Origin of the sequence: Synechococcus sp. CB0205 (assembly GCF_000179255.1) — a bacterium.
GTDB lineage: Bacteria > Cyanobacteriota > Cyanobacteriia > PCC-6307 > Cyanobiaceae > Vulcanococcus.
The window spans coordinates 1-6,474 of sequence record NZ_ADXM01000060.1 but is presented as its reverse complement, the minus strand read 5'-3'; the positions used below and the strand labels follow the sequence as shown (position 1 = coordinate 6,474).

The following is a 6,474-nucleotide window of genomic DNA, read 5'->3' as shown; positions in this document are numbered from 1 at the left end:
AGCTAATCCATGCGCCCCCAGCGCCAACAACGATAAAGCGTGGCAATCCGAACAAGTTCAGAACCACTGATTCCGAGTTTAGAAGCAACACCTTTACGATAAGTCTCAACGGTAGCCAATGACAGATTGAGGTCTGCTGCTATTTCCTTATTAAGAAGGCCTCGGCCGAGGGCCTCGATGACACGCTGCTCCCTGGGGCTCAAGGTAGTGATCGCCTTAAGATGCTGCTCGCATCCCGGAAAAGGCAAATAGAGATCATCCGTTCGGTGGCGCCACCAAGACTGGAGAACCTCGAGCATGGAGTCCCAAGCCTGTGACTTATTGACAATGCCGATTGTGAAAGGCTGTAGATCCGTTGGCGCCAGAAACTCTTCGGCCAGGGCAGTCACAAAAAGGAGCGCCGCGTTGGGATTAAGTTGAAGCAAGAGGTCCGCAGCGGGGCGGTAGGAATCGCCACCAAGCTGGACATCAATAACAAGAAGATCTGGAGGAGAGGCGCGAATCAGATCGCAGGCATTATCAACGGTACAGCTAACCCCGAGAACATTAAAGCCAGCGACCTCTGAAAGGATCCCAGCTATGGCCTGACCAACCATCTGGTGGTCATCGAGAACAATAACGTCCAAGCTTGGGGTGCACTTCGATATCATACAACATCATCAGGCGCCAGATGTCATGTCCCAATAGTGGGATGATTTACGGAGACGAGGAGAATGGCACAATTGAGTGAGAACAGAGAGATCACGGGGCAGTAGGCAGCCCATCACCCGAAAAGATTTGCAGCAGTCTGCTGCGAAGGGGGTCCCAATACAGATGGCCCTGAATTGGGACCTTGAACAGGAAATATCAACAAAGCCAGACTAAAGAAAGTCTTAAGGAGGTGCAGATGGCGATCTATGCCGAGCACCAACGCCTAATGTTTCGATCGAGTCAACGGCTGACAATCACCGTGGCTCACTCGACACTCGAAGCACTTGTTGATCGCAGCCAGCAGGAGGGACGCTCCCTCAGCAACCTGGCTGCATACTTACTCGAGAATGCACTCGAAGATCACGAGAATTGATCGAGGCCAGACGAACCGTGGCTATTTCCAACTCCAGCGTTGAACCAACGCAAGAGAAAGTCAGGTACGGCGATATTTGATGGTAACGGCATTCCTTGTGAAGTTGCCATCGCGGATTGCGACTGAGCGAACGTTCTAAAAGGGATGGGCAAACAGGTTGAATGTCGACGGCTCGGGTGCGCAAACAGACTCGCTAAGAAGGCTGCACACTGGCACTTGGAGCATCGATCATTCAGGCATCATCCTGCTCAAGTTCTGAGTAGATGGCCCAAAGAGATCGGTAAAGCGGCTTCATCTGATCCTGCAGCGTTTCGAGCCGTTCAGGAGCGCAGTGCTGAAGACGAGCTTCCTCGAGAAGTTGAATCAGCTGCCCCTGGAGGGAAGAGATTCGTAGGGAATAGCAGGACGTCGTGATAGGCAGAGAGGTCATTCCTTGACGAAAGGGCTTGGTGGTGAGTAGGAGGTGACGAAACGGAAAAGATATGGTGCCAAAGCACTTAGGAATGAAAGCCAAAGCAAAATAGAAATCATCGAGAAGTACTAAGACTCCAGCCAGGCTTACCATCCGGTTCATGCACCATGCAACGCTCGCCATCGCGAAGACCATTACAGTCACTGATACCCTTGAGGTATCCCGCAAGAAACCATAGTGTTGTGGCGGCCTGATCATTTTTAAGGAGCTCATCAAAATCAAGCCCCCTGAATCCGACTTCCCAGTCAGTGTTATCCATTGTTCAGGCAGATCTGGTAGTGGAGTAAGTGGTCATCGTGTGTGACGAGCGAAAGAGACAGCACGTCAGTGAAGCAAGTCGTCAGGGGAGATTACTGAGGCAATAGAGCCCTTAACTGATGGGCAACACCACTACCGGTAAGCAATTCGGTAGCGATCGCGATCACAAACCCAAGCATTGCGAGACGACCATTCAGGAGTTCAGCTTCGGCCGTGAAACCCCAGTTGCGAATTGAGTTCATTGAGCAATGAAGAAACCAACTCAGTCAAAGCAACGTTCGTGAACTCGACGGAAGAGAAAGCAAATATGACTCAAAGGTGCCGCAAACTCAATCGTCCTGTTTCAAACTGGCGATCGCCTGCTCAAGCAAATAGGCGCACAGGTTGCTGAAGCTGCGCCCCTCCTGCTCCGCCAGGGTCGATAGACGTTCGTGAATGTCCGAACGGATGCTGATGCAAGCGCGCACATTCTTTTGCGGGTTTGCCCGGGGCATGCGCAAGCAGCAGGCATGGGTCTACATATTCTATAGATCCTGATCGTGATGCTCTAGCGACCGGAGCCGTTGCTCAATGTGGTCCAAGCGTTCAAGGGTAGAAGGATCACCCATGCCGCTCCAGTTGAGGTCCTGCCTCACCAGCTGAATGATGTACGCAGTCACGGTGAGACTGAGCTCTCTGGAGCGCTGCTTGATGGCATCAAGCAGCATTGGCGGCAGAACCATCGAAAGCTGCTTGCGAGGTTCTGCTTTCAACGGGGGCCGACCTCGATCGCCCATCGCGGACCCAGGTGCGTCGGCCATTGGGAAGCTAAGCGATGCATGGTGATGCTAGGTGATGCAGTCTGATGCAGATGGTCAAGAGACCAGCAAAGGCAATGTCGCGGCGGAACTTAGACAAAGAAAGAGACCTCAAAAGAGAAACGCTGGAGAAGAGGTAATCGATTGAAGAGACAGGAGAAACCAGAATCAGCGAGAAAGGTCAACAAGACAAATGGACTGGCACCAAGACTCAAGAGAGAGTTTTAAAAGAGCGTTCGTCCTATCAAAAGGTTCTACACAAGGAGGCAGAGGGTAGACGTCAGGTCATGCTGACGGGTAGGAAGTGCGACGGGCAGTAGTTGCAGCAAGAGCGATCAATATGTGCAGCGAAGCAACAGGTCCGCAGCACAGCTCAATCGCGTGAGTCAACCTTGAATACAACGCAGGGGCCTTAGACGTGCGACACGCCTAACCAAGCCAGCCTTCTCGCTGAGAAGCGATCCATTGATATTCCAACAACTCGTAGACAATGATCTCTGTTCAGATGAATCAATACCGCAGAGAACCTCAGTAAAAGATCCCATTCCCCCACCCAAGAGAACTGGTTGACCAACCTGACGGTACGGATCTGGGATGTGGCCATGACAGGGGCCGAACGCACGGGTGGAACCTTGGCGCTGAACCCAAAGATGACGGGGGTCGTGACCGACAAGGTGGGATTCCTTCTGAACACTGTTGTGCGAAGCATCAACAAGTAGGGGCAGAAAGAGATCAGGCCAGTACTGGCGAAAGACCTCTCGGACGAGGTGCGTCAAGATCTGTCGATAGGCAAGGGCGCAATTGAGAGAAGCATGGATGGAGGCGAGCAACTGTTGGCCTAACTCTGAGTGCAACGGTGTCCAGGTCAATCCATGCAGTGCGGAAAGGTTGTCACGACAGGTCTGTTGACTGAGGCCAGCTGAACCAGCCTCGATCACAACAACGATAGAGGTGACGTGCAAGCCGAGATGGGATGCGATTGAAAGGTCATAGACATCATCTACCACATGAAGTTCAACATGGTGATTACCATTTCCAAAATGTTTTAGACGCTGTTGTACGTAGTCTTTTGCATGAGCAGAGACTGCGCAAGGGTCAGCAGAAGGCATCAAGCCAAGATGTTCGCAAAATTGAAGATCCTCAAGAAAACCCCAACCCTCCTCTACAGCCCAATGGGCTCCACTTCGCAACATCAGATCAAAAGAGTCTTGATTGCAATGGGCCAGACCACGTTGAATCAATCCTGCAGCCAGGCCCGATTGCAACGTTTCGGATAGGGACTCAAGCTGTGGCTCAAGTTGCGAAAGTTGGAGCCCCGTCTTTAGACAGCGAACGCCGTAGGCATGATCAAGGTGAATGTCACCGGAAAGGATCGCTCCGCCATGATTGGCATCGAAACCGACAACACAGCCGTTGGGCATTGCAAACCCTGGATGGGCATCGGGAAGCAGAATCACAGGGGTTGAAAGACCAGGCAATTGAGACAGAGTCCAAGCCTGCTCAAGGACCTGAGGATGCATGCGGAGAACGCACTGCTGGTCCCCATAGGCAATCAACGGGAATGAAGCAGCATCGGAATATGACCAGCAGTACTGGTCGATCTTCTTCCAATGAGTGAGATCCACCAAAGCCGTCCATCCAACACAAGAAAGAGTGACCGAAACGCAGTGGCTAAAACGAGTACGCTACACATCAGAAGCAGATTAGGGCAGGTTCTGCAGCACATAAGTGAATAGCTGAATGCGATTCGCAATCAAGGGTTAGCCTTGATAGGGAAATACTTGCATCTTGGAGGAACAAGTGGATCTAACCAAGTGGGATTCATTAGTGGACATTGAGAATATCGTTGATCGCGCTCTGAATTGGTCGAATGCACGATTCACACCTGCACTACCACTTGGCGGGTTTGGACCGCGCGTGGATATCCATGAAAGCGACAACAGCTATATGATAAAGGCCGACATGCCAGGTGTAGACAAGGAAGCACTGTCGGTGGGCATCGATGGGGAGATGCTGACCATCCAAGGTCAGCGCGGACGTGAAAGCTTAGAGGGCCGGTCTCGGATTCACCGCCTTGAGCGTTATCATGGCACCTTCAGCAGAAGCTTTTCGTTACCGGAAGATGCAGACGGAAATACCGTGAATGCTGTCTACGAGAATGGAGAACTGACCGTAACGATTGCCAAGAAAAGTGATGTTGAAAAGCCTAGAACACAGAAAGTTCCGGTGACAATAGGAGAATCCAAGCAGCAATAGAGTTCATCGTCAAAGCGGGTGGTCGAGAATCAAAACCCATCGGCCACTCCATCGATCATCAAATAATCCGAACAATCTGGTTTCTGCCATTTCCTTTGGCCATTGACAAAGCCTGATCAGCACGACCGAAAAGATCCGCAAATTCAGTGTCATCTGGAGAGAAGCTGACGAGACCTCCACTGATTCGTGGCCGGTAATCAGAATGATCGAAGATGCCCGGAAGGATCTCAAGATCATGTCGTATTGATTCGGACAGAGCAAGAGAATGACACTCATCGGCGTTCACAAACAAAACCGAGAGCTCTTCGTCGACAATCCGTCCGAATAAGTCTTCGATTCGCAGATGCTGCTTAACGGAGTTACAAACGTCAAGAAGGACCTGATCCGCAGCCTGGTGCCCCCAGCGATTGTTCACTTGATTAAAGTTATCGATATCAAGATTCAGAAGAGCCAGGGGTATGTCGTTACGACGAGCACCCTCCAGTTCGATTGATGCGAGGTGGAAAAAGCTATTGCGAGTAAAAAGATGGGTGACAGGGCAAAGCAGACTCTGCTGACGAAGTTCAATCTCACGCATGACAAGTTCAGCCATTTGCTGCAACATCGTCTGCTGATGATCATCGAATGGACGAGAGTCACGGTCAATCAGACAGAGCGTGCCAAGCCTATGCCCATCAGGAGAGAGCAAAGGTGCACCTGCATAGAAGCGGATATAGGGCTCTCCTAAAACCAGTGGATTATTCGAAAAACGATCGTCCTGAAGTGCATCGGGTACGAGCAAGACTGAATTCTGGGTGACGGCGTGTGCACAAAAAGCAGCTTGCCGTGGGGTCTCCGTAGCGTTGAGACCATAACGTGCCAGAAACCATTGGCGGTTCTGATCAACGAGCGAGACCAAGGCGATAGGCACCTGAAACACGTCAGCGGCTAGCTTGACTAACCGCTGAAGATGGGGATCAGGTGGTGTATCAAGGAGGTCATGGCGTTGAAGATCGCGCAACCTTTGATCCTCATCGACTGGCATGGGAAAGTCGGGATAAGGGGTCATCGTGAGCCGTTCTCATGAAGGCCACCGCCAGCAATTGAGCGGGTCATGTCTAAAAAGAGACACTCAGAACAAAGAGAGAAGGCCATTGAGATAGGCCTAGCGACTGTGGAGTAAAAGAAAACTGCAGAACAGGCTTATCCAAACAGGAGAGATCCACTGCTGCGAAGAGCCTGAGAGGAGTTAGTCGGACAACATGTGCAGACAGCATGATTTGATTTTCCAGTGATGAAGTGCAAGAGGAGTCCTCCTCATTGTCAAGAGTCAAGGAAATCGGCCCATGCAGATCAGGGCGCTTGGTTGTCAGATCAACAAGTGGTAAGTACGGCGTACATTCAATATGTTGATTCAAGAGCCGATGACGTAGTGCGTCAGATCAGCAGCAGATTGGGTGAGAGGACAACAATATAAAGTGAAGATAAATGCAATAGATCACTTACTGTGACTACAGAGTGAAAGCCAAGGGGAGTAATCGCAAGAATGAGGAGGCAAAGGTGCGCCAGCATGAGGCAAGCCACATCGACTAGGCCTCAGAATGCACAATTGCGAGGTAGGTCGTAGCAACTTTGCAGCAGATCCGCAT

Annotated in this window: 7 protein-coding genes; 2 read left to right on the top strand and 5 right to left on the bottom strand. The window is 51.1% G+C overall.

What is annotated here, in order from left to right; all coding sequences use genetic code 11:
- Nucleotides 1–2 precede the first annotated feature (2 nt).
- Entirely contained in the window at nucleotides 3–626 is a 624-nt protein-coding gene (locus CB0205_RS0111870; RefSeq protein ID WP_010317633.1) for a response regulator transcription factor, read from the bottom strand.
- Nucleotides 627–886: 260 nt separating this feature from the next.
- On the opposite strand from CB0205_RS0111870, the gene CB0205_RS0111865 reads away from it, so the two are divergent.
- Nucleotides 887–1,063: a hypothetical protein gene (locus CB0205_RS0111865; RefSeq protein WP_156797962.1), complete on the top strand. Its 177-nt coding sequence runs from the start codon at nucleotides 887–889 to the stop codon at nucleotides 1,061–1,063.
- Nucleotides 1,064–1,885: 822 nt separating this feature from the next.
- Here the strand turns inward: CB0205_RS0111865 and CB0205_RS15525 are convergent.
- The 3 genes from CB0205_RS15525 to CB0205_RS15515 all read right to left on the bottom strand — a co-directional run bounded on the left by CB0205_RS15525 (nucleotide 1,886) and on the right by CB0205_RS15515 (nucleotide 4,215).
- Nucleotides 1,886–2,035, bottom strand: coding sequence for a chlorophyll a/b-binding protein (locus CB0205_RS15525; protein ID WP_029626363.1), 150 nt, complete (start codon nucleotides 2,033–2,035; stop codon nucleotides 1,886–1,888).
- A gap of 87 nt (nucleotides 2,036–2,122) precedes the next feature.
- Complete coding sequence (locus CB0205_RS15720; RefSeq protein ID WP_010317628.1) at nucleotides 2,123–2,287, bottom strand: hypothetical protein; 165 nt, start codon at nucleotides 2,285–2,287, stop codon at nucleotides 2,123–2,125.
- A 689-nt stretch (nucleotides 2,288–2,976) separates the two neighbouring features.
- A complete protein-coding gene (locus CB0205_RS15515) occupies nucleotides 2,977–4,215 on the bottom strand; it encodes an RtcB family protein (RefSeq protein ID WP_156797959.1) in 1,239 nt (412 codons plus the stop codon).
- 163 nt (nucleotides 4,216–4,378) lie between these two features.
- Between CB0205_RS15515 and CB0205_RS0111825 the strand changes: the two genes are divergently transcribed.
- The gene (locus CB0205_RS0111825; RefSeq protein WP_232197320.1) at nucleotides 4,379–4,846 is read left to right on the top strand and encodes an Hsp20/alpha crystallin family protein; all 468 of its coding nucleotides are present in this window, start codon (nucleotides 4,379–4,381) and stop codon (nucleotides 4,844–4,846) included.
- Between the two features lie 58 nt (nucleotides 4,847–4,904).
- Here CB0205_RS0111825 and CB0205_RS15510 read toward each other — a convergent pair whose 3' ends face one another.
- Entirely contained in the window at nucleotides 4,905–5,870 is a 966-nt protein-coding gene (locus tag CB0205_RS15510) for a sensor domain-containing diguanylate cyclase (protein WP_010317618.1), read from the bottom strand.
- Nucleotides 5,871–6,474: the final 604 nt, after the last annotated feature.